Here is a 20,200-nt window from a genome sequence, read left to right on the forward strand (position 1 = left end):
GACGAGCGCTTGAGCCTGACATCGTGGCTTTGCCCCATAAAGTCAAGCGTTCTGACCAATCCATTTGATGAAGATTTGCACGTTAACCCGTCCAACCGAGGCAATTGTGATGATTCAAATAGCCGATAGCGCTTTTTGCCTGGGCCGGAGTCATGCAAGATTGCCCCAAGGTCAGGACAGGCCACCAGAAGGGACCGATATGAACAAGACAGCTATCGCCAAGCGTAGCCATCTGAAAGACCGCACACCCGAATACGCTTTGGTCGGCGAAGTCGATTTAGTTGTTGTCGCCTTTGATCATGAGATTTCGGTCTTTTACGGGCGCTGCCTGCATCGGGGCGCACTGATGGCCGATGGGTTCGTGCGGGGCGATAACTTGATTTGCGGTGTTCATGACTGGGACTACCGGCTAGATAGCGGCGTCTCCGAATATGCCAATGACGAAGCATTGCCCAAATTTGCCAGTTGGGTCGATGGCGATGACGTTCTGGTGGATGCCGATGAGATTGCCGCCTGGGCGTTGAAAAACCCCCAACCCTATAGCCGCGACGCTTATCTGGGCCTCTATGCCGATCCGTCCCATGGCGAAAAGGAAGAGACCTATACCGGCCTGATCCAGCAATATGCCCGCGACGGTCTGTCAAAGACGGGCCATCACGGGGTGGTCGATGCGATGGGCATCCCGCGTGTGGAATTGCCGGACTGGGATGATATCCAATTGCTGACCGCGCAGTTGCACAAGGTTCCCTTGCTGGAGGATGACGCTGTCGGCACCGACGTCGTGATCGGCCCCAATGCGCAAAAGCCACTGCATCTGAGGATCCCGCTTTTCGTCTCGGACATGTCCTTTGGTGCGTTGTCAGAGCCCGCCAAGATCGCCTTGGCACGCGGGGCGGAACTCGCAGGCACCGGTATCTGCTCTGGCGAAGGCGGTATGCTGCCAGAGGAGCAGGAAGCCAATAGCCGCTACTTCTATGAGTTGGCCTCGGCCCGGTTCGGGTTCGACTGGGACAAGCTAGCCAAGGCGCAGGCCTTTCACTTCAAGGGCGGCCAAGGGGCCAAGACCGGCACGGGCGGCCACCTGCCCGGTCACAAGGTTGATGGCAAGATTGCCGAAGTGCGCGGGCTTAAGCCTGGGCAGGACGCAATCTCTCCACCTCGCTTTCCCGACTGGACCGAGCCGCGCCAGATTAAAGATTTCGCCGATGAGGTGCGCGACCGGACAGGCGGCATCCCCATTGGCTACAAGCTGTCTGCCCAGCATGTCGAAAAGGATATCGATGCGGCGCTGGAGGTCGGGGTCGACTACATCATCCTGGATGGCCGTGGGGGTGGCACCGGGGCAGCACCGATCATCTTCCGCGACAACATCTCGGTCCCGACGATCCCCGCGCTGGCACGCGCCCGGCGGCATCTGGACCGATTGGAGCGCCGCGATGTCAGCCTTGTCATCACCGGTGGCCTGCGAAAACCGGCTGATTTCATCAAGGCGCTGGCCCTTGGGGCGGACGCGGTCGCGCTGTCCAATGCCGCGATGCAAGCCATCGGCTGTATCGCCATGCGCGCCTGTCACACCAACAACTGCCCCGTGGGCATCGCCAGCCAGAAACCGCACTTGGTCAACCGGTTGGTGGTTGAGAAATCAGCGCGGCAGTTGACCAACTTCTTTGAGGCCAGCGTTGAACTGATGCAGGTCATGGCCCGCGCCTGTGGCCACGATCACCTGTCGAAGTTTAACCACGCGGATCTGACCACCTGGAAAAAGGATATGGCTGATATCTCGGGCGTCAGGTTCGGGGGTATAGCGTGAGCGGGGCCGAAACCATCCTGCTCCTCGTCCGTTGGTGGTTGATCATTGGCGCCATGATCTCGGTCGCGTTTCTGTTCATTGGCATCGACCGGATCGATGAAGATGCTCGGGGGGCCTACATCTTTCGCCCGCTCTTGGTTCCCGCCATCTTGCTGATCTGGCCGCTGGTCCTGTGGCGGTGGTACGTACTGGAGGCGGGACGAGAGATCTGGTCAAAACACTATCGCCCACCGCGCGCCAGCCACCTGGTCGCCGCGATCCTGATGGCTGCGGGCATCGGAACAGCGCTGTTCCTGGGCCTCAGCAATCGCCAGACTTGGCCCGCCGATATCGCACCCGAACGCCTTTCCGCACCAGGGGAGGCAAACGAATGAGTGTCAAATACGTCCCCGTCCAATGGAACCGCAACAAGTGGATCTACGACGCTGTCATGCTGGCCGGGGTCGCCCTATTCCTCTGGATCTTCGTCGAACTGGCCCCGGGTCTGCTGAGCCATGAACGCCCCATCAACGCGCCCATTCATAACGGCCGCGCCTTTGGGGCCTGCGCCTTTGTGATGTTGACGGTGATCTTGTGCATCGGGCCCTTGGCACGGTTGGACCAGCGTTTTCTGCCGCTGCTTTATAATCGCCGTCATTTCGGGGTGATGACCGTCTTTGTGGCAATCACCCATGCCAGTTTCATCATCGACTGGTATTTCAACTTCTCGCCCACCAACAAATACGTGGCCGTCCTGTCTGCGAACACTGATTTCGGCCAGGCGCTGGGATTTCCGTTTGAGATCTTTGGGGTCTTTGCCTTGATCGTCCTGATGATCCTGTCGGCGACCAGCCATGACTTTTGGATGAAATTCCTGACCCCGCCGGTGTGGAAGCGCCTGCACTACCTGATCTACCCCGCCTATGCCGCCGTGGTGGCCCATGTCGCGCTGGGGGTGTTGCTGGACGCGCAGAACGTGACCTTCCTTTGGATCGTATTGATCGGATCGCTGGCTGTCGCCACCCTGCACCTGCTGGCCGCGTTTTCCGAGACACGCGGCAGCGATACCCGGGCCGAAGGTACCGATTGGGTCCGCATCTGCGACGCGCATGACATCACCGAAGGCTTTGCCAAGATCGCGCGGCTGCCAGGCGGCGACCGGGTGGCGGTATTCCGGCAAGACGGGCTGCTATCGGCTATCTCCAATGCCTGCGCCCACCAGAACGGACCCTTGGGTGAGGGCAAGGTGATCGACTGTCTGGTCACCTGCCCCTGGCACGGCTTTCAATATGACGTGCGCAACGGCCGCTCACCCGCGCCGTTCACCGAAAAGATCCCAACCTATGACATCCGGCTCCACGGCAGCAGCGTCATGGTAAACCCGGTCGCCAACCCGCCGGGTACGCCCGTCGACCCGGTCCCCGTCCCGCAGGAGGTGTTGGCATGAGCGACCCGAAAAAGCCTTTCTTCGTAGGATACCTGCCCGCCCCGCCGGACCTGCGTCTGTTCCTCATCGTCAGCATCGTATCGTTCGTGGTGATCTTTGGCGCGACCGGCCTGCTGATCGGATCCACACAAGACGATCCCGGCCCCGGCGCAGGCCAAGGCCGCCAGACGGTGACGGGCGTCGTCGAAATGATCGGATACCCCGTGATACATGTTACGCAAGGCACGGACCGGATCCCCACGGGCCGAACGCTGATACTGTCGAGCGGGGGCAAGAACGGTGCCGTCGGTCGCGCAGCCCCCTTGGAGGGACAAGTGGTGCAGGTCTCTGGCCTGCTTTTGGAACGCGGCGAATTGGACATGGTGCAGCTGCGCGGCGGCAATAATGGCCTGCAAGCCGCCGACGGAAATGGCGCCGTGCCCAGACCCAAGCCGTTGGGTCGTTGGAAGCTGGCAGGAGAGATCTGCGATGGCAAATGCTATGCTGGGATCATGCGCCCGGGCCGCGGTCTGGCCCACCGGGCCTGCGCCAACCTGTGTGTCGCCGGGGAGATCCCGCCGGTCTTTGTCTCCTCTCAACCTGTCGAAGGGTCTGACTTCCTTATGCTGACTGGCCCGGACGGGGGGGTGATGCCGCAGGAAGGCTATGACGCGATGGCCGAATACATCTCGGTCGAAGGCGAGATCACGCGCCACGGTGACCTGTTGGTCTTTGCAATGGACCCCACGACAATTGAGGTTTTGCCGTGATCGGTCGCATCCTCGGCCTGACCGTTGCCACGCTGGCCGGCGCGGTCCTCTACTACATTTCCCGCTTTTGGGGCTGGTCGCTCTGGCCACGCGACGGCCTCTTAGGCATCGAAGCCCTGCGCCCGCAGGGGGGCCTTGTAACGCGCTGGCTGCGTGGCAGTGATTTCACCGAATATGACCTGCTGATCTGGGCCGTGGGCGCGTTTCTGGTGCTGACCCTCCTGCAAAAACTCTTTGACCTGTTCAAACGCGACGACGGCTGAACCGTTTGCACGATGCCAAAAAGGGAGACACCCATGAGTGACACCGATCTGGACTGGATCAGCGTCGGCAAGACCAGCGATCTGCCCGAAGGCCGTGTAAAAACCGTTACCGCTCGCACCGTCTCGATCTGCCTGTCCCATTTTGACGGGCAGTGGGCCGCGATGGACAATCACTGCCCCCACCAGGGTGGCCCTTTGGGTGAAGGTTCCATTGAGCGTGGGGTTGAGGGGCAATGCTGGATCCGCTGCCCCTGGCATGGTTGGGATTTCGACCCGATCACCGGCGCACCACCGGGCGGGCATGAGGATACCGGCCAGACGACCTATCCGGTTGAGCTGCGCGAGGAGGAAATTTTCGTGGGCCTGGAGCCTGCCGCACCCCATGAACGCACCGTGACCGATGTCATGGCCGAAACGATGGTCAACTGGGGCGTCAAAACCGTCTTTGGCATGGTGGGCCACTCGAATCTGGGCCTAGCTGATGCGATCCGCCTCCAGACAGAGGCGGGCAACATGTCCTTCATTGGCATCCGGCATGAGGGGGCGGCGGCCTTTGCTGCCTCTGCCTACGGCAAACTGACGAACACCCCCGCCGCGTGCCTGACGATTGCCGGGCCGGGTGCCACCAACCTGATGACCGGCCTCTGGGACGCCAAGGTCGACCGTGCGCCCGTCCTGGCCCTGACCGGACAGGTGCAAACCCAAGTCTTTGGCCCCGGTGCATTCCAGGATATCGACCTGCATTCCGCGTTTCAGGCCGTATCCCGTTTTTCTCAACCCGTGCTGACCACGTCCGACCATGCAGAGCTGGTATCGCTGGCCTGCAAAAATGCACTGGTCGAACGGGACGTGGCACACCTGATCTTCCCCGATGACGTGCAGACGATCTCCAGTGACGCACCAGCAGCAAAGCCCGAGGGCCGCATGGGGCGCGCCGTGGTCAAACCCGGCGATGAAGATGTCGCCGCGGCCGTGGCGATGATCAACGCCGCCAAACGCCCAATCTTTGTCATCGGCCACGGCGCGTGGGAGGTCCGCGCCCCGATCATCGCCTTGGCAGAGGCGCTGGCTGCGCCGGTGCTGACGACGTTCAAAGGCAAAGGTGTGATCCCCGACAGCCACCCCAATGCCGCGGGCGTCCTCGGCCGGTCGGGCACACCCATCGCGAGCTGGTTCATGAACGAGGCGGACCTGATCATATCCTTAGGCACCTCATTCTCGAACCATACGGGGATCGAACGGTCGAAACCGATCATCCAGGTGGATTACGAGCGGATGCAGCTGGGCAAGTTCCACCCGGTCGCCCTTCCCGTGTGGTCGGAACTGGGCGCTTTTTGTGCGGCCATGACCCCACTGGCCAAACGCCATGCGGACGCCCCTGATCAGATCGCGGAATTGGCAGAGCGCTGGCAGATCTGGCGGGACGAAAAGACATCCCGCATGGCCGAGGAGACCGACAAAGGCGTCCATTCCTTTGCCGTCTTCGATGCGCTCAGCCGGGTCGCACCCCTCGATGCGATCATCGCTGTCGATGTCGGCAACAACACCTATTCCTTTGGCCGGTATTTCGAGACCAAGGGCCAGCGCGTTTTGATGTCGGGTTATCTGGGGTCTATCGGCTTTGGTTTTCCGGCGGCCATGGGGGCATGGGCCGCGACCCGCGATCTGGACGCGTTCAAAGGCCGCAAGGTCATCTCGATCTCCGGTGATGGTGGGTTCGGCCAGTATCCGATGGAGCTGACGACGGCTGTCAAACACGACATGGATATCACCCATATCCTTTTGCATAACGGCGAGCTGGGCAAAATCTCGAAAGAACAGCGCGCGGGTGAATGGCCTGTCTGGGAGACGGGCCTCCATAACCCGTCCTTCGCAGCATTCGCCAAGATCTGCGGCGCCCACGGCCAAAAGGTGGTCAACAGTGCCGATGTCGAAGAGGCCCTGGTCACGGCCTTGGCCGTCGACGGCCCTGCACTGGTTGAGATCATGGCCGATCCCGAACTCATTTGAACTGCAAGCGACGACGAAATAGTCGGCCAGACCTGTAAAAGCGGCGTATTTGGCCAATCGACCCTTTTTGCCCGGTTTTTGAGCCAAAGCGCTTGAAACCTTTATCACGGCACGTTCTACTCTTGCCAACGGGTGCGAAAAAGCCCGGTCAGACAGGGAGCCCCCGTTGGGCAATGTATCAAGCGCTGACGCGTTCGTTGAATTCGAACGTGTGCAAAAGAGTTACGATGGTGAGACGCTGGTCGTCAAAGACTTGAACCTGTCGATGCCCAAGGGCGAATTTCTGACCATGCTCGGCCCCTCGGGTTCTGGCAAGACCACCTGCCTGATGATGCTGGCCGGGTTCGAGACAGCCACACATGGTGAAATCCGGCTGGATGGGCGCGAGATCAATAATATCCCACCGCACAAGCGCGGCATCGGGATGGTGTTCCAGAACTACGCGTTATTCCCGCATATGACGGTGGCCGAAAATCTCGCCTTTCCGCTGGAGGTGCGCAAGATCAGCAAAACCGACCGGGAGGCCAAGGTCAAGCGCGCGCTCAACATGGTGCAGATGGATGACTTTGGCGCCCGCCGCCCCGCACAATTATCCGGCGGCCAGCAACAGCGCGTGGCCCTGGCCCGGGCGCTGGTCTTTGATCCGACGCTTGTATTGATGGACGAACCGCTGGGCGCGCTCGACAAACAACTGCGTGAACATATGCAATACGAGATCAAGCATCTGCACGAAAATCTTGGAATTACGGTGGTTTACGTGACCCATGACCAGTCAGAAGCGCTGACGATGTCGGACCGCGTGGCCGTGTTCAATGACGGGGTCATCCAACAGCTGGCCCCGCCCGATGATCTGTATGAGCGGCCACACAATAGCTTTGTCGCCCAATTCATCGGTGAGAACAACAAATTGCCGGGCACGGTTAAGGGCCGGTCGGGCGACATAATCCATGTGGAGTTCAACGACGGCGAACATTGCCAGGCCCTCGCGGTGCAGGCCGTGTCAGAAGGCGAGCCGACCCTAATCTCGATCAGGCCCGAACGGGTCAGCGTGGGCCGCGATGACCTGACCAACAGCACCGATGCGCGCGTGCTGGAGTTGATTTATCTAGGGGATCACATCCGCTGTCGAATGGATGTGCATGGCAATGATCAGTTCATTGTCAAACTGCCGAACGGGGCCGCAAAGGTGCCGCTTTCGGTTGGCGAGCTGACCAAGGTCGGCTGGGCCGCTGAGGATGCTCGGGCGCTAGACCCGCTTTGACACAAATCCAAGAAGGGCTGCAACCCTCAAGGGACATGACGACAACCAAGGGAGACGGAACTATGAAACGAACACTTATCCTGACCACCGCGCTGACAGCGTTTGGGACGATGGGATCTGCCGCCGATTTGACGATCATGAGCTGGGGCGGCGCCTACGGTACAAGCCAGATTGAAGCCTACAACAAACCCTTCGCAGAGCAGACGGGCAAAGACATCGTCATGGTGGATGCCGACAACCCGGCCACGCCGATCAAGGCCCAGGTCGAGGCAGGCAACGTGACCATCGATGTTGCCGATGTCGAATATTCCGACGCGGTGCGCCTGTGTGACGAGGGTCTGCTGGAAGAGATCGATACATCGGCCCTGCCTGCCGCCCCCGATGGAACGGCGCCCGAGGATGACTTTATCGAAGGCGCCCTGACCGATTGCGCCGTCGCCAACATCGTCTGGTCCACGGTCTATGCCTATAACTCGGACGTGGTTGAGGGTGAGCCCACCACCATGGCCGACTTCTTTGACCTCGAGGGATTTCCGGGCAAACGCGGCATGCGCAAAGCGGCCAAAGCCAACCTAGAAATGGCGTTGATGGCCGACGGGGTCCCGGCTGGCGAAGTCTATGACATGCTGGAAACGGATGAAGGTGTGGACCGTGCCTTTGCCAAGCTCGACACGATCAAAGACGAGATCGTATGGTGGGAGGCAGGCGCCCAGCCGCCGCAACTACTAGCCGATGGGGAGGTGACGATGTCGACCGCCTACAATGGCCGGATCTTCAATGCCGCGGTCAGTGAAAACCAACCGTTTGAGATTGTGTGGGATGGCCAAATCCTCGACTTTGACTTGTTCGTGATCCCGAAAGGTGCACCGAACAAAGAGCTGGCGCTGGACTACATCAAGTTCTCGACCGACACCCAGCGTCTTGCAGATCAGGCCAAATGGATCAGCTATGGCCCGGCACGCAAATCTTCGGGTGCGCTGGTGGGTCTGTATCAAGATGGCAAGACGGAAATGGCCTCACATATGCCCACGGCCGAAGCCAACCTGACCAATGCTCTGGTCAATGATTTCGAGTTCTGGGCCGACCGCGACACCGAGCTGAGCGAACGCTTCAACGCGTGGCTTGCGCAATAATCCAACGGACGCACCGCAAGCGGGGCGACACGACCATACTCGGCCCCTACCGGGGGCCGAGGCCTTTGGACCTCTGGCACTCCCCCTCGGCCTTTGAGGATGACATGAACGGTTACTGGATTGCGCGTATGATCACCCGGGCAACAAGCCACATGATGCTACCGGCACGCGCTCTGGTATGGCTGTTTGTGAGCCTTACCCCGTCGCCTGGCCTGAGCCAAGCGGCCAAGGATGGTGATCCGATCTACCTGTTCAAGGACAACAACTCAGCCATGAACACAGCGATCAGCGATGTGCGGCGTTCCTTGGATCCGTTCTTCACTGCCATGGCGGGCGCACCTGCCGGTGCAAATGGCTTTCTTTTAAAGGCGGCCCTGGCCGATGGAACGGATCGCCACGAACATATCTGGGTTGAAAACATCCGCCAAACGGCACCCGGGGAATTTTCAGGAAACCTGTCGAACCAGCCGCATTACACCGACGGCAATCGCGGCGACCCGGTTAAATTTACACAAAATGATATCAGCGATTGGATGTTCCGGTCTGGCGACAAGATGCACGGCACCTACACAGTTCGAGTGATCCTCCCCCAGATGTCACAGGAAGACCGGGCAAAATACACCGCGATCCTGGCCCCACTCCCCAAGGATCGCTGATGCAGGCCGACACCACCCTTTTGACAACCGCCGATGGTCAACCCCTGAAGGCTGCGTTGAAATCGGCAGCATCGAAGGCGAAACGACGCGCCTTTTACCTTGTCGCACCCCTTCTGGCCTTTGTTCTGATCACCTTCATCTTCCCGATCGGACAGATGCTGCACCAATCGGTCTATAATCCGGATTTCACCATCCACGAGGATAAAGGAACCAAGATCCAAACCCCGATCATGGTAAATCTGCAGGTGTGGTTTCGCGAGACCGAGATTGGAACGGTCCCAGACGAAGCCGCCTTCGCGGCCCTGGTATCAGATCTCATTCAACTCAGGGAGTTGCGGGGCCAGGGCGAGGTCGGCACGCGGATCAACTATGACGTACCGGGCACCCGCTCGCTTTTCACCAAATCAGCCCGCCGCGCCGCAAAGCTGGAGGCCCCGTTCAAGGAAGCCGTTCTGGATCTGGACGAAGACTGGGCCGACCCCGAACTATGGCAGGCCATGCGCACCGCGGCCTCGCCTTACACGATGAACTTCTACCTCGCGGCCCTTGATATGCGCCGATCTGAGACCGGAGAGATCGTGGCCGTCGCCGAAAACCGTCAGATCCGGGTCAAGCTCTTCTCGCGCACCCTGACCCTGTCGATTATCATTACGCTCACCTGTTTCCTTCTGGCCTTTCCCATCGCGCATCTCTTGGCCACCCTGCCTCTGCGCTACTCAAACCTGCTGATGATCCTGGTCCTGCTGCCGTTCTGGACATCACTCCTGGTCCGGACAACCAGCTGGATCGTCCTGCTCCAAAGCCAGGGCGTGCTCAACGACATCCTGGTCTCCCTCGGAATTGTCGGCGCAAACGGTCGCGTTCAACTGATTTATAACGAGATCGGAACGGTCATCGCCATGACCCATATCCTGCTGCCTTTCATGGTGCTCCCACTCTTTTCGGTCATGCGCACGATCAACCCCTCCTACGTGCGCGCGGCCCGATCGCTTGGCGCCACAAGCTGGACCGCTTTCCGCCGAATCTACCTGCCGCAATGCGTTCCGGGAATTGGAGCAGGCGCGCTCCTCGTCTTCATACTTGCCGTCGGCTATTACATCACCCCTGCCCTCGTCGGCGGCGCCAAAGGCACCCTCATCTCCAACGAGATCGCCTTTCACATGACAGACAGCCTCAACTGGTCCCTGGCCGCAGCCCTCGCCGCACTTCTTCTGGCAGGCGTCCTCGCCCTCTACTGGCTCTACGACCGCCTGGTTGGTATCGACAACCTGAAACTCGGATGATCCAAATGCCTTTTCTTATTGTCGAAAATACTCTGGGGGGTCTGGGGGGCTAGCCCCCCAGACAGTGCAAAATGGCCCTCCCCAAACACGCCTCCCCGCTCGAAAAGATCTGGCATTACACGTATCTCGTGATCTGCACACTGGTCTTCATATTCCTGATCGCCCCGATCCTGGTCGTGATCCCGTTAAGCTTCAACGCGGAGCCCTATTTCACCTTCACCGAAAAGATGCTGACCCTCGACCCCGAGGGCTATTCTACACGCTGGTACGATCTCCTACTGACCTTCGGCATGCAAAACCCGGGCGCGCCTCGCGATGGCATGTGGTGGTCCGATGCCTGGGCCAATGCCGCCTGGATCAAGGCCGCCAAGAACTCTGCCATCATTGGCTTTTTCGCCACGATCCTGGCCACCGTTCTAGGAACCCTCGCCGCTCTGGGCCTCTCGCGACCGGAAATGCCCTACCGGCGCACGATCATGGCCATCCTCATCTCGCCCATGATCGTGCCCATCATCATCGTCGCAACGGGCATGTTCTTCTTCTACTCCGATGTGGGCCTGGCCAATTCCTATACCGGCGTGATCCTGGCCCACGCGACCCTGGGCATCCCCTTCGTCATCATCACCGTGACAGCCACTTTGGTGGGCTTCGACCACTCCCTGACCCGCGCCGCGGCCAATCTGGGCGCGTCTCCCACCACAACGTTCTTCCGCATCATCATGCCCCTGATCCTGCCGGGTGTGATCTCTGGCGCCCTCTTCGCCTTCGTCACGTCCTTTGATGAAGTCGTCGTCGTCCTCTTCGTCGCCGATTTCGACCAGCAAACCATCCCGCGCCAGATGTGGAACGGGATCCGGGAACAGATCAGTCCCGCCATCCTCTCGGTTGCCACGATCCTGGTGATCTTCTCCATCGGCCTTCTGACAACGGTCGAGGTTCTGCGCCGCCGTTCCGAACGCCTGCGCGGCCTCACGCCAGGATAAGGAAAACACCCCTCCACCGCATTGGATCATGAACATTTTTCCTTGATCTGGACGTGATGCACGACGATGTTCTGTACAGGGACGTCGCCAACCCCGGAGCATCGCCATGACCTATCCTATGGATCTATCCGTCAAACCTTCCGTGACCGGTTTTTTTGACCCCGCCACCAACACGATCAGCTATGTCGCTCAAGAGCCCGATGGCCCCGCCTGCGCCATCATCGACGTGGTGATGGATATCGACTATGCCGCCGGCCGCATCACCCATGACAGCGCTGATAAGCTGATCGCCCATATCCGGAACCATGACCTGCGGCTGGAATGGGTGATCGAAAGCCATGTCCATGCCGATCACCTCTCAGGCGCCCCCTATATCCAGCAGGAACTCGGCGGAAAAATCGGTATCGGCGCGAAAATCACGGAAGTGCAGGAAACCTTCGGCAAAGTTTTCAACGAAGGTACCGAGTTCCAGCGTGACGGCTCCCAATTCGACGCCTTGTTTCAGGATGGCGACACCTACCAGGTTGGCGCCATGACCTGTTTCGCCATGCACACACCGGGTCACACCCCCGCCTGCATGGTCCATGTCATGGGCGACGCCGCCTTTGCCGGTGACACACTCTTCATGCCCGATGGCGGCTCCGCCCGCTGCGATTTCCCCGGCGGCTCGGCCGAAGATCTCTATGACAGCATCCAAAAGGTGCTGGCCCTGCCCGACGCGACCCGCCTCTTCATCTGCCACGATTACGGGCCCGGTGGCCGCGCCATCGGGTGGGAGACGACCGTGGCCGAACAAAAATCCGCCAATATCCATGTCGGCAATGGCAAAACCAAGGAAAACTTCGTCACCTTCCGCACCGAACGGGACGCCCAGCTCTCCATGCCAAAACTGATCATCCCGTCCCTGCAGGTCAACATGCGCGCCGGCGAAGTTCCCAAGGACCGGAAAGGCAATCCAATGCTGAAGGTTCCGGTCAACGGTCTCTAGGTTTTGCAACTCCCTGCCAGCGATCCAATCAACTGGCGTTAAACGCGCGGCACTTGATGCTGCGTAAACTCAAAGGTTTCCAAACATTACAGCATGTTGCCTTGAATTAGGCACTAAAGGGCTGCTCCGTTTTCAAAACGCGTCGGCAAATCGCAACCCGGCATTCACTTTCTTATTGTCTCAAATACTCCCGCCGGAGGCTTCCGACATCTCCTCTGAACTGCCTGTCGATCAAACCGCAGGCCCGGCCGCAACCTGACGGACGATCCCCGGCAGTAGATCAAAATGATCAAATGCATGGGCATGGGGCAGTGTCTCGACCGGAGCCTTGCGATACCCTTCCGTGAACAGCGCAAATGGCACTCCCGCCCGGTCAGCCGTTTCCGCGTCCACTTCGCTGTCGCCGACATACAAAATCGATCCACCGCCCAGCGCGTCGATCACATGCAACAAGGGCGACGGGTCAGGCTTGCGAACCGGCAGCGTATCACCACCGACCACGACCGGAAAGAATCGGTCCAACCCAAGATGCGCCAACACATTCCGGGTCGGCACGATGGGTTTGTTGGTGCAAACCGCCATCGGCACATCCCGCTCCAGGAACCCCGCCAAGGCCGCCATCACACCGGGATAGGGCTGTGTCAGATCCACCGCGTCCTCATATCGCGCCAGAAACGCCTCCAATAAGGGCGTCTGCAAATCGGCGCCAACACCGCGCAACCCCCGTGCCCGCTCCATGAAAACGGCAGCCCCGTGTCCCACGCAGCCGCGGGCCTCCGCCATGGTCAAGGGCGCAATGCCACGGTCCGCAAGCGCCCCATTGGCTGCGGCGCGAATATCCGGTGCCGAATCCACCAAGGTCCCGTCCAGATCAAAGACGATATTCATATCGCCGCCCGGATCGCCGCCATGTTCGTGCCATAGGCTGCGGGCTCATCAACCGACCCCCCGCGAAACACCGCCGATCCTGCGACCAGAACATCCGCACCGGCCTCCACGACCAGCGGCGCGGTCTCCCGGTCCACACCGCCATCAATCTCGATATGCACAGGCCGGTCGCCGATGGCCGCCCGCAAGGAGCGCACTTTCTCCACCTGCGAATGGATGAATCTCTGCCCGCCAAAGCCAGGATTGACCGTCATCACACAAACCAGATCGACCATATCCAACAGCCCCAACGCCGCCTCGGCGGGAGTTCCGGGATTCAACGCCAAACCAGCCCGCATTCCCGCCCCGCGAATGGCCTGCAACGTCCGGTGGATATGTGGACCTGCCTCAACATGGGCGGTCAGTATATCCGCTCCCGCCGCGGCATAGGCCTCGATGAACGGATCAACCGGCGCGATCATCAGATGCACATCCATCACCGTATGGATATGGGGCCGCAGGGCGGCGCACATGGGCGGGCCAAAGGTTAGGTTGGGCACGAAATGCCCGTCCATCACGTCGATATGGATCCAGTCCGCCCCCTGTGCCTCGACGGCCCGGCATTCCGCGCCAAAATTGGCGAAATCCGCGGCCAGAATAGACGGCGCAATCTTCACCGACCGATCAAAAGACATGCCACTCTCCCGAACATTTTCAGACCGACTTACGGCCCTGCCTCCCAGCCCGCAAGGGCTGTCGCGGCCACAAGGCCGCGTCCCAAACGTCCTGAACGAAGGTGGGGACACAGGCCCCGCCGCCGTTCAGGACACCCCCACCCCCAAAGTTTTCGCCACAAAGGCGAAAGGGGCGGGAGCGCTATCCATCCAGCGGTTCGATCAACCTCGCACCCGCGGCCCTGTTGGAGTTCACCTCACGCCCAACCCGGTAATAGCCGAACCGATCCTCAGGTGCAGGCTTCATCAGGTAAAACGCACCCTTGCCCGCCTCACCCAGCCACATCGCGTAATCTTCCGGCGCCAGGGTCACGCCCATCCGGTCATGCAGCACCGACAAGGCAGCATTGGCCTCCGTCGTCACAATGGCACAGGTCGTCACCCGCGCCTCGGGTGGCCCCCAATCCTGCCAGATCCCCGCAAAGGCAACCACGTCTCGATTCCGCGGATAGACATACCACGGCGCCTTGCCACCATCGCTCTCAGGCGTCCATTCGTAAAACCCGCTGGCCACCACGATGCAGCGCCGCTGACGACATGCCTCACGATAGGCCGGCTTCTCGGCAATCGTATCCGCCCGCGCATTGATCATAAGCGGCCCGTCACTCAAACCCTTGGCCCAAGCGGGCACAAAGCCCCAACGCATCGATATCAGCCGCCGCACCCCGTCATCCGACACGACCGCCATCACCTCTTGGGTCGGACAAATGTTGTAGCGCGGAACGTCCGGCAGACCGTCGGATAGAGCCGCCCCAAAACGGGCGGCACTGTCCCGGGCCGTTAAGGTCTGAACAAACCGACCGGGCATTCCTATTTCTGGGTGATACGACCATCCGTGTAAGGCGCATAGGGTCCCTTATCCGCCAGGTAATCGGCCACAACCAGTTCAAGGCCCGGCCCGAAATCATAGGCCTCCATCCCATTGGTCGAAAACACGCTATAGCCGTCTCCACCGCCGCGCATATAATTGTTGGTGACGACGCCATAGACCTTTTCCGGGTCAATCGGGACAAAGCTGTCACCCTCCGCCACCATCACATCGCTGATACGGCCTTCACCCGGCGCCCCACTGGCATCCCAGGTGTACTTCAGGCCGGAGACTTGCGGGAAACGCCCCGCACCATCCTCAACCTCGCTCACGCCATTCTCCAGGGCCGCAATCACATCCGCCCCCTTCAACTGGAACGTGGCAAGCGTGTTCTGGAACGGCAGCACCGTCAGCACTTCGCCCATCGTGATCTCGCCCGCATCGATAGAGGCGCGGATACCACCCCCATTCTGGATGGCAATCGACACGCCTTGTTCCTTCACCCTGTCCAGCATGGCATCCGCCACCAGATTGCCCATGGGACATTCCCCGGCACGGCAAACCTCGCGCGACCCCTCGATGGGTTCCGCCGCCTCCGATACGATCTGCGCTTTCAGCTCTTCAATCGGCCCGGCCAGCTCGGCCACCCGCGCCGCGATCCCTTCATCCGGGGTCACAGACGCGTCCAGCAGGATCGTATCTCCGCCAGACGCGGTCACCACGCCATCATCGCTGAACGTCAGTTCCAGGTGCCCCAGGTACTTGGAATAGGCATAGGCCTGAACCACCGGCACCTGCACATTGCCATTGTCGACCATGGTCGGATATTTGCCCGCTGCCTCGGGATCGCTGGCAGACAGATAGGTATGCGAATGCCCCCCCACCACGGCGTCCAGACCGGGCACCGCCCCGGCAATCTCCATATCCTTGCCCAGCCCCACATGGGTCAGCGCGATGATCTTGTTCACCCCCTCGCTCTCAAGGGTGGCCACATCCGCCGTCAGGCTCTCGATCTCGTCCTGAAACACCACATCCGGTCCGGGGCTCGATGTCTCAACCGTATTGGTCGCCAGGGCCGAGATGATCCCGATCTTCTCTCCACCAACCTCCAGCACCACATGGTTGTCGATCTCGCCGTTCAACTCTGCCGAACCACTCAAATCAAGATTGCCCGAGATCACCGGGAAATTCACCAAATCCGTAAAGGCGCGCAACGCCGCCGGACCGTCGTCAAATTCGTGGTTGCCCACCGCCATGGCGTCAAACCCGATGGCCTCCATGAACTCAGCCTCAACCGCACCCTTATAGGTCGTGTACATCAGGCTGCCCTGGAACTGGTCGCCCGCATCCAGCACGATCACGTTCTGCCCATCGGCCACCAGCTGATCACGCAATTCGTTAATCTTGGCCGCCACCCGGGCCACGCCACCAAAGCATTCGCCCGCGGCATCGTCTTCAGCGCTGCACGTGCTGTCAAATCGGTTGATCGGTTCGATCCGGCTGTGCAGATCGTTGATATGCAAGACATGCAATGTGAACTCGGCCTGAGCCGCGCTGGAACAGGCCGCAATTGCAAGAGCAGAGGTGAATAAACGCATCGGCATTATGAAAGACTCCCCAGTTGGTTCAGGCCAGAATGTCCATCGCATGCAGAAACGTCAAACCCAGATACGCTTTGCTCCGGCCTGATGTTTGACCCTATTCCTCCCTATCGCACGACGATGTTCTGAAAATAAGGACCCAGCTTTTGTTTCACCAGTTCAGGTCTGACCCGAAACACATGGGAACCGGACAAGACAACCGCAGCCGAATCGTAGAAGGTCCAATATTCTGGTGTCGATTGCAGCCGTAAAATCCAGTGCTTCATCGCATTCAATGCAACAAACGTCACATCCCGCTTCCGTTTTTCAGTATACTTGGCCAACAGATCAAATGACGTCGTTCCGGCCGGTTGCTTTATCAGGCTGTGAACACGGTAACCGGTCACACCGGCCAGTTTCAAAAAAGGCGGCATCGCGGTGGCGAAGTTCATCCCGACATAGTCTTTGGGGGACGGACCGTGAAACTTTGTACCATGGGCATTTCGAAAGGCGTAAACATCTTGCGGCGTGTACGTGATCGTTCGCCAATCCGTACCGGCATTCACCTGCGCGGCGATGTACGCGCAGAAATATCCGCAATCCGATGACGATTTGACCTGGCTCACGTCATATATGCTACCCACCAAACACCTATTACTTTGTTTAGACCCCAGATATTAGTTTCACATCCGTACAGACATGCTGGCAAGCTCAGAACAGCACAAACTTGACCACCCGCCGGGTTAAGGGCACACCGAGCCCATGTTAATCTTCAAGATCTTTCGCCGCCCGGAATGGGAGGAGCTGCGCAGCCGGGGCAAAACCCAGGGCGCGCCCATCGACCTAGCCGATGGCTACATCCACATGTCGACCTCCAACCAGGTGGCAGAGACGGCGGCCAGGCACTTCTCAGACGAAAGCGACCTTGTGCTCGTTGCAGTGGATACGGCCCGCCTCGGCGACACCCTGAAATGGGAGGCGTCCCGCGGCGGCGCTCTTTTTCCGCATCTCTACCGCCCGCTCAGCCTGGCCGATGTGGTGTGGGACAAATCCTTGCCACTGGGCGCCACCGGCCATATCTTCCCCGAAGGCGTGGTATGAGCCTGCTGGAACGCGCAGGCCTCGCCGTCCTGCGCAGCGTCAATCCCGAAACCGCCCATGGTCTGGCGCTCAAGGCCCTGTCGGGGGGCCTCGTTCCGCTGCCGGATGCCATCAAATCTCCATGCCTTGCAACCAGCCTCGCAGGTCTCGACCTACCCAACCCCGTGGGCCTCGCGGCGGGGTTCGACAAGGATGGCCTCGCCATGGCGCCCCTGTCCCGCGCGGGCTTCGGCTTTATTGAACTTGGGGCTGTCACACCCAAACCCCAACCCGGAAATCCGCGCCCGCGCCTCTTTCGCCTGCCGCAGGACAAGGCCGTCATCAATCGGTTCGGCTTCAACAATTCCGGTGCCGCCGCCATGGCCGCCCGCCTGAAACACCGCCCGAAATCCGCGGTAATCGGCCTCAACCTCGGCGCTAATAAGGACAGCACCGACCGCGCGGCCGATTATGCCAGCGTCCTGTCCACTTGCGGCGCGCATCTGGATTTCGCCACGGTCAATGTCTCCTCCCCCAATACTGAGGCGCTGCGCGATCTGCAGGGCAAGGCCGCCCTCGACGCGCTGCTCGCCCAGGTCATCGAAACCCGGAACGCGCTGCCGAACCGCCCCGCGCTCTTTCTGAAAATCGCGCCCGACCTGACCAAGGCGGAACTGGCCGACATCGCCGAAACCGCCCTCGCCCGCCAGATCGACGGTATCATCGCCACCAACACGACGCTCGACCGGGATGGTCTGCATGGCCCGCATAAAAACCAACGGGGCGGCCTTTCGGGCGCACCTTTATTCAGGAAATCCACCCAAACGCTGGCCGATCTCTACCGCCTCACCGATGGCAAGCTGCCGTTGATCGGCGTGGGCGGTATCAGTTCCGCCCAAGACGCCTATGCCAAGATCAAGGCAGGCGCGACCGCTGTCCAGCTTTACACGGCGCTGGCCTATCACGGCCTAGGCCTCGCCGCTCAGATCGCGCGTGAGCTTGACGACCTGGCCGCCCGCGACGGCCATGGGAGCCTGGCCCACGCCATCGGCACCGATCAGCCCTAATTGGGTCACGCCCAAAGCGCCGAGACCCCGGCCAACACCGCAATCGGCAAGAAAAACACCCAGGACATGTGCTTGCCGCGCGACAAGATCAACGCGGCAAGGCCGGTCACACCGCAGGCACCGCTGATCCCCCACAAAAGCACATCGGGCGCTGCCGCGATGCGAAACTGCATCACAATCAGCACGACCCCCAGGATCCACCAAAACAGCGTGGTGACATGCCACCCGATCCGCAAGGTCAGCTCAGTATTGCGCCGACTGCCCAAGATGATGGGCAGATCCGGCAGCGCCAAGATCGGCGCGATCAGGTGCCGGTCGCCACGCAGGCTGTGCATCAGTCCAACTGCAAACAACAGAATTGCCGCTAATATCAACATGCTTGACCTCTCCATACAGTTCTGTATTGAAAAGACCGTACACCACTGTATTGTCAACCCATGACAGATCGACTGACCCGGCAGGACTGGATCCTCCACGGCTTCGCCACACTCAAGCAAACCGGTCCCGACGGCCTGAAAGCCGACCGTATGGTCAAAGCGCTCAATGTCTCGCGCGGCAGCTTTTACTGGCATTTCAAGAATATCGACGACTTCAACCAAGCGCTCCTGACCGCCTGGCGCACCCAAATCACCGGGGCCGTGATCGCCGATCTCAAGGACCTGCCCGACGGTCCGGCCCAGATCAGGGACCTGATCCACCGCGCCCTCACCACACCGCAGGAATTGGAGGCCGCGATGCGACATTGGGCCAATGCCACCCCGGCCGTCGCCAAGGCCGTGACGGAGGTCGACACCCTCCGCATCGGCTATCTTGACCAGACCTTCCGCCAAATGGGTCAGCCTGTGCAGATCGCGCGCGCCTCGGCGCTGCTCTTGCACTGGGCCTATGTTGGTCGCGCCGTGGCCCCCGCCGCCGATCCAGACGAAATCGCCCGACACGCCGACAACATTTGCCGCCTGCTCTTTCCCAACACCAAGGGCTGATCCATGCCCCGGACGATCATCCTGACCCACCATTACCCCGCCAGCGCAGATGATGTCTGGGCACTGGCCACCGATCTGGATTCGTTTCCGGAGGTCATGAAGGGCGTCGCCACCTTCACCGGACTGCCCGGGGGGCAGATCGCCCAGGGTCAGAAGATCAGCGTTCAGGTATCCATACTGGGGATCCTGCCAGCGCAACCCTACCATATGGATGTGGTCGAATGTGACCCCGCCGCCCGCATGTTTCGATCCCTTGAACACGGTGCGGGCGTCAAAAGCTGGCAGCATGAACTGACCGTGACCCCGACAGAAACGGGTGCCACCCTGACCGATCACGTCATCATCAATGCGGGCCTGTTGACCCCGCTCTTCGTGCTCTGGGCGCGCTATGTCTACGGCGCCCGGCACAAGCCCCGGCTCCGTCTGTTGCAACACCCACCGAACGGTCCGTATGTATAGGATATGCATGGTTTGTGCATCGGTTCTGCATGGCATCTGCGGATGCCTTCCCACCATCGT

At 60.2% G+C, this 20,200-nt stretch carries 22 protein-coding genes; 16 read left to right on the forward strand and 6 right to left on the reverse strand.

Annotated elements, in window-relative coordinates; all coding sequences use genetic code 11:
- Positions 1-199: 199 nt before the first annotated feature.
- The 12 genes from IU397_RS11655 to IU397_RS11710 all read left to right on the forward strand — a co-directional run bounded on the left by IU397_RS11655 (position 200) and on the right by IU397_RS11710 (position 12,562).
- Positions 200-1,810 (forward strand): glutamate synthase-related protein, encoded by a 1,611-nt coding sequence (locus IU397_RS11655; protein WP_204413682.1) that lies wholly within the window; start codon positions 200-202, stop codon positions 1,808-1,810.
- Positions 1,807-2,184 carry a hypothetical protein gene (locus tag IU397_RS11660; protein ID WP_204413684.1) on the forward strand — a complete coding sequence of 126 codons (378 nt, stop codon included), beginning with the start codon at positions 1,807-1,809 and terminating at the stop codon, positions 2,182-2,184. Before IU397_RS11655 ends, IU397_RS11660 begins: the two co-directional genes overlap by 4 nt.
- Positions 2,181-3,236: a Rieske 2Fe-2S domain-containing protein gene (locus IU397_RS11665; RefSeq protein WP_204413694.1), complete on the forward strand. Its 1,056-nt coding sequence runs from the start codon at positions 2,181-2,183 to the stop codon at positions 3,234-3,236. The genes IU397_RS11660 and IU397_RS11665 overlap by 4 nt, the downstream gene beginning before the upstream one ends.
- Positions 3,233-3,985, forward strand: a complete 753-nt coding sequence (locus IU397_RS11670; RefSeq protein WP_204413696.1) for a hypothetical protein — start codon at positions 3,233-3,235, stop codon at positions 3,983-3,985. Before IU397_RS11665 ends, IU397_RS11670 begins: the two co-directional genes overlap by 4 nt.
- Positions 3,982-4,248 (forward strand): hypothetical protein, encoded by a 267-nt coding sequence (locus IU397_RS11675; protein ID WP_370541667.1) that lies wholly within the window; start codon positions 3,982-3,984, stop codon positions 4,246-4,248. The genes IU397_RS11670 and IU397_RS11675 overlap by 4 nt, the downstream gene beginning before the upstream one ends.
- Before the next feature lie 33 nt (positions 4,249-4,281).
- Complete coding sequence (locus IU397_RS11680; RefSeq protein WP_204413698.1) at positions 4,282-6,258, forward strand: thiamine pyrophosphate-binding protein; 1,977 nt, start codon at positions 4,282-4,284, stop codon at positions 6,256-6,258.
- 166 nt (positions 6,259-6,424) lie between these two features.
- Positions 6,425-7,519: an ABC transporter ATP-binding protein gene (locus IU397_RS11685; RefSeq protein WP_204413700.1), complete on the forward strand. Its 1,095-nt coding sequence runs from the start codon at positions 6,425-6,427 to the stop codon at positions 7,517-7,519.
- 62 nt (positions 7,520-7,581) lie between these two features.
- A complete protein-coding gene (locus IU397_RS11690) occupies positions 7,582-8,652 on the forward strand; it encodes an ABC transporter substrate-binding protein (protein WP_204413702.1) in 1,071 nt (356 codons plus the stop codon).
- 65 nt (positions 8,653-8,717) lie between these two features.
- Positions 8,718-9,308, forward strand: coding sequence for a YegJ family protein (locus IU397_RS11695; RefSeq protein ID WP_204413704.1), 591 nt, complete (start codon positions 8,718-8,720; stop codon positions 9,306-9,308).
- Positions 9,308-10,591 carry an ABC transporter permease gene (locus IU397_RS11700; protein WP_204413706.1) on the forward strand — a complete coding sequence of 428 codons (1,284 nt, stop codon included), beginning with the start codon at positions 9,308-9,310 and terminating at the stop codon, positions 10,589-10,591. The genes IU397_RS11695 and IU397_RS11700 overlap by 1 nt, the downstream gene beginning before the upstream one ends.
- Positions 10,592-10,662: 71 nt before the next feature.
- A complete protein-coding gene (locus IU397_RS11705; RefSeq protein ID WP_204413708.1) occupies positions 10,663-11,574 on the forward strand; it encodes an ABC transporter permease in 912 nt (303 codons plus the stop codon).
- 106 nt (positions 11,575-11,680) lie between these two features.
- Positions 11,681-12,562: an MBL fold metallo-hydrolase gene (locus IU397_RS11710; RefSeq protein WP_204413710.1), complete on the forward strand. Its 882-nt coding sequence runs from the start codon at positions 11,681-11,683 to the stop codon at positions 12,560-12,562.
- A 231-nt stretch (positions 12,563-12,793) separates the two neighbouring features.
- Here the strand turns inward: IU397_RS11710 and gph are convergent, their stop codons facing one another.
- The 5 genes from gph to IU397_RS11735 form a co-directional block, all read right to left on the reverse strand.
- On the reverse strand, positions 12,794-13,450 hold the full coding sequence (gph, locus tag IU397_RS11715) for a phosphoglycolate phosphatase (protein WP_204413718.1): 657 nt from the start codon (positions 13,448-13,450) through the stop codon (positions 12,794-12,796).
- The gene (gene rpe / locus IU397_RS11720; protein ID WP_204413720.1) at positions 13,447-14,124 is read right to left on the reverse strand and encodes a ribulose-phosphate 3-epimerase; all 678 of its coding nucleotides are present in this window, start codon (positions 14,122-14,124) and stop codon (positions 13,447-13,449) included. Before rpe ends, gph begins: the two co-directional genes overlap by 4 nt.
- Positions 14,125-14,305: 181 nt before the next feature.
- Positions 14,306-14,971: an SOS response-associated peptidase gene (locus IU397_RS11725; protein WP_204413722.1), complete on the reverse strand. Its 666-nt coding sequence runs from the start codon at positions 14,969-14,971 to the stop codon at positions 14,306-14,308.
- Between the two features lie 2 nt (positions 14,972-14,973).
- On the reverse strand, positions 14,974-16,575 hold the full coding sequence (locus IU397_RS11730) for a bifunctional UDP-sugar hydrolase/5'-nucleotidase (protein WP_204413724.1): 1,602 nt from the start codon (positions 16,573-16,575) through the stop codon (positions 14,974-14,976).
- Positions 16,576-16,679: 104 nt separating this feature from the next.
- Positions 16,680-17,177: a hypothetical protein gene (locus tag IU397_RS11735; RefSeq protein ID WP_204413726.1), complete on the reverse strand. Its 498-nt coding sequence runs from the start codon at positions 17,175-17,177 to the stop codon at positions 16,680-16,682.
- Between the two features lie 136 nt (positions 17,178-17,313).
- Between IU397_RS11735 and IU397_RS11740 the strand changes: the two genes are divergently transcribed.
- The gene (locus tag IU397_RS11740) at positions 17,314-17,652 is read left to right on the forward strand and encodes a DUF952 domain-containing protein (RefSeq protein ID WP_204413728.1); all 339 of its coding nucleotides are present in this window, start codon (positions 17,314-17,316) and stop codon (positions 17,650-17,652) included.
- Complete coding sequence (locus IU397_RS11745; RefSeq protein WP_204413730.1) at positions 17,649-18,698, forward strand: quinone-dependent dihydroorotate dehydrogenase; 1,050 nt, start codon at positions 17,649-17,651, stop codon at positions 18,696-18,698. The genes IU397_RS11740 and IU397_RS11745 overlap by 4 nt, the downstream gene beginning before the upstream one ends.
- 5 nt (positions 18,699-18,703) lie before the next feature.
- On the opposite strand, the gene IU397_RS11750 is transcribed toward IU397_RS11745, so the two are convergent.
- Positions 18,704-19,075: a hypothetical protein gene (locus IU397_RS11750; RefSeq protein ID WP_204413732.1), complete on the reverse strand. Its 372-nt coding sequence runs from the start codon at positions 19,073-19,075 to the stop codon at positions 18,704-18,706.
- 60 nt (positions 19,076-19,135) lie between these two features.
- Here IU397_RS11750 and IU397_RS11755 point away from each other — a divergent pair, with 60 nt between their 5' ends.
- Together IU397_RS11755 and IU397_RS11760 are read left to right on the forward strand one after the other, a co-directional pair.
- Complete coding sequence (locus IU397_RS11755; RefSeq protein WP_204413733.1) at positions 19,136-19,681, forward strand: TetR/AcrR family transcriptional regulator; 546 nt, start codon at positions 19,136-19,138, stop codon at positions 19,679-19,681.
- A gap of 3 nt (positions 19,682-19,684) precedes the next feature.
- Positions 19,685-20,140, forward strand: coding sequence for an SRPBCC family protein (locus IU397_RS11760; protein ID WP_204413734.1), 456 nt, complete (start codon positions 19,685-19,687; stop codon positions 20,138-20,140).
- Positions 20,141-20,200 lie beyond the last annotated feature (60 nt).

Source organism: Actibacterium sp. 188UL27-1 (assembly GCF_016901225.1).
In the GTDB taxonomy this organism is placed as follows: domain Bacteria; phylum Pseudomonadota; class Alphaproteobacteria; order Rhodobacterales; family Rhodobacteraceae; genus 188UL27-1.